The following is a 3309-nucleotide window of genomic DNA, read 5'->3' on the forward strand; positions in this document are numbered from 1 at the left end:
GGCCTTTGGTGGGCCATGGGGACGGCGTGACTTGGGGTCGCGCCCTCTTTTTTTGTACGGGTGTGCAAGTGGGATGGTGCGGACGATAAAGTGAAACGGCGCCGATGGAGAAAGAAATGAGCAAGCAATCATTCTGGAAGTTCACAGCGGGGATTACGTTGGCAGGATTTGTGTCGGTCAATACGGCTGGATGCGTGTCATTCAAGTCTGATGGTCCTCGAGATGCAGCTGCAGCTATCAAGCAGTATGAATCCTCACGGCGACCTGCCTATGATAAATCCATTACTGCAGCTGTTGCTTACTATCAGGAGTACCAACACGACAAGAGTTTTGCCGCCGCATGTAGAGCTTTAGAGTCCGCAGGCAATGAAATAGAGAGAGCGTTCGCATGCGCCTGTGCATCACAAGCCTTGGGTGCAATGGGACGATTCCAAGAAGCTGGTGAGTTTGCGACAAAGGGGCAGCGTTTCGATCCGACTTCTGCATTCCTTGCCTCTCTTCGGCTTGCGTTTTTTAAAAAGGCAGGAGATAAGCTGCAGATAGCGGCGGCAGATGACGCGCTGAGACAGCTGGATCCTCAATATGCTAAGAAGCCAGTATTTCTGATAGAGGGATGCCTAATCGTTGTAGGTGCGTATTTAATATATGCAATATATGCGCACGAAAAGGTAAGTAAGTCCTCTTCAGAAGAGGAAAAAATTATCCACAGCAAGGTGGCGACTCAGATGCTAGCGATTGGTGGTACGGTTGCGACGGGACTCTTGGCCTTGGCCTTGCATTCGTCAGTTCCTGGTCAGAAGGGCGGGGCTGCCCAGTGATCGCGTCTAAGTTTCAGGGAACAGGCTTCGCCATTCTTTGTGCGGTGCTGATGTCATGCACCGTGACTTTGAGTGATCCAGCATCTGATTCTGTCCTGCCCTATGTTGTCAAAATCAGGTCCAGTCTTGATGTTCAATCGGAGCGCACGTTATTGACACAAGTGCGGGATTCAGGTGTTCAGTGGTCCTGGCCTTTCTATTGGACCAATACGAGAACTGTGAAGCACAGTGAGGTAAAGCCTTTGTCGCTGTCCGCGATTGGATCGGCTTGGCTAATCGATGCCAAATGTGGGGATCTGGTTGTTGTGACTGCCGCGCATGTAATATTTGACGGTATACAGCATCCTGATTTCAACTCGAACAGCGACAAGCTGTTAGGCAGAAAAGTCCGTTGTTTAATCGGTATTACCGATGTTGAGCCAAGTAAGATAGCCGTCCCTGTTTCAAGAAGTGGCTTAGGCGAGTCGAAACGGACAGACGTAGCATTGATGAAAGTATCTAGCTCCTCATTGCTAAAGATTGCACAGCCGCTTCCATTGGCTGATCGTTTGCCGCATCAGATGGAAACGGTCAAGGTGATCTCTTTTCAAGATAACACCGCATATCAGCAGATTGATACAGCGATTGTCGCCGCTGTAGTCCCCGAAAAAGGGATTTTCGTGTTGAACAAGGAGATACCTGCTGGAGGATCAGGCGGCGCTGTAGTTGACGTGTCAAACAACTGCTTTGGTGTTGTTTCAAACACTGATAAGGGCCAGACCATTGTTTACAGTGTCACGTCGGAGATGATTAAGCACGCGCAATGGATGCCTATGGTGACGAATAATATCCAATGATAAACGGTTCTTCTGATAACGATGAGAACAAGGACGGCCAACAATAATTATTGGGGGGAGTATTGAGGCGCGTTAGGTAAAAGGGAAGTGGGTCGATCCCTCTTTTTTTAGCGCGAATGCATGCAAGAGCGGTTTGGCAGCGGCATATATGATTACAGTAATAGAAAGTCAATCAGGATCCGAAGAGGGTAAGAATATCAGTGATATCCATTTCGCCTGCGCGGAATGTGCTCAGATGCTCGAGGCTCCTTTTGATATGGCTGGAAGTGAGATCCAGTGCCCGACATGCCGCAGATCTATTCGTATCCCGATCCCGACCGCTCAGCCAAGCATTATCGCTCGAAATACTAAGAGGCCGATCAAAATTGCTTATGTTATAGCTGGAGTGCTATTCGCTTTGCTTGTGATCGTTGTTTTTCTTGCCATCATCTTACGTGTATATGGATGGGCATATGTTGATGCGTTTAGGAGAAGCACAGGAATCAAAGAATGCGGCAAGATAGTTGCGTCCATGAATCAGCCATCGCCGGTACAAAGCTCAGGAATCAAAGAGCGCGGAAAGATAGTTGAATCCGTGAATCAGCCATCGCCGGTACAAAGCAACGTATTGTCAACAGTGGAACTGGATGATTGCTACGTATTCTATATTGATATGTTGTCCCGTGAACTCAGATGTAATCCCTATAAACTCGGGGGAGTCTCAAACGTGACGCAACTAGTAGCATCATCTGCTGGCGTAAAAAAGTTTCCAATGTGCGCAAATATTGATGAATTCGAGGGTAGGTTGGACGATGTGTCAATCGATGAATGTTTTCGTGCAATTAATAGCTATTGTGAACGTTTGCAAATAACACCTGGTGAGGGTCGTGAAATATTTGCAAGCATCAGGAATGTAAGTGAGAGGATATCAGAAATACCGATTCCTGGTTTGCGTGAGAACCCCGATAAGTTGGACCAAGAATTTATGTCTAAAGAGGCGAGGAATCAATACCTGATGAATTGGAAGGAATCGCTTTACATCAAATCACAAGGAATGATGGCTGAAGTGTTTAAGACTGTCAGACTACCGGTTTTGTTCCACTTGCGCGATGGTAGGGATCAAGTAATGAAGGGTGGTCGCTACGACTGGGTCGAGGTTCACGAACTTGAGTATAATGGTTATCTTCGTAATGACGCGGATCCGGCACTATCAAGTATTGTCCTTATATCGAAATCGGTAAATTATGGCACGCCGGGTTGGCTGTGCGCAGACGACGGGTCCTTGAAAATCTCGAATATCGATGAAAAAATTGGCCGCTCAGTCAAATACAGTGAATTGCCGATATCTGCTAGACGATGGCATACTCCCATGATCGAGGCGGCCATATTTGTTGGCCAGACGTATTATGGTCTAGAAGTGCGTTTGCGTTGCCGTCTGGTGATCATTCAGTCGCCTTACTTTCTTGTTCGGGGTAATAAATCATTGTTGCTGCCGAAAGATGATGCGGGACGTAGTGATGTGTTAAGGCGTCTTATGACTATGTGATTATACAAGCTTATAGAGGGGTATGATATGAACCGTACGCTAACTGTTTTTGTAACGCTGTGGCTTGTCACCTTCGCCGCCCAGGCCGCCCCCGACATCAAGGACGCCATCGTCAAGATCTACGCTGTGC

Annotated in this window: 3 protein-coding genes; all 3 read left to right on the forward strand. The window is 47.6% G+C overall.

Going from position 1 to position 3309, the window contains the following annotated elements:
* The first annotated feature begins 116 nt into the window (after positions 1–116).
* The 3 genes from WCO51_11445 (at position 117) to WCO51_11455 (ending at position 3179) form a co-directional block, all read left to right on the forward strand.
* Positions 117–818: a hypothetical protein gene (locus tag WCO51_11445; protein ID MEI6513868.1), complete on the forward strand. Its 702-nt coding sequence runs from the start codon at positions 117–119 to the stop codon at positions 816–818.
* The gene (locus WCO51_11450) at positions 815–1654 is read left to right on the forward strand and encodes a serine protease (GenBank protein ID MEI6513869.1); all 840 of its coding nucleotides are present in this window, start codon (positions 815–817) and stop codon (positions 1652–1654) included. The genes WCO51_11445 and WCO51_11450 overlap by 4 nt, the downstream gene beginning before the upstream one ends.
* 148 nt (positions 1655–1802) lie before the next feature.
* Positions 1803–3179: a hypothetical protein gene (locus WCO51_11455; protein MEI6513870.1), complete on the forward strand. Its 1377-nt coding sequence runs from the start codon at positions 1803–1805 to the stop codon at positions 3177–3179.
* Positions 3180–3309 lie beyond the last annotated feature (130 nt).

Source organism: bacterium (genome assembly GCA_037131655.1).
In the GTDB taxonomy this organism is placed as follows: domain Bacteria; phylum Armatimonadota; class Fimbriimonadia; order Fimbriimonadales; family JBAXQP01; genus JBAXQP01.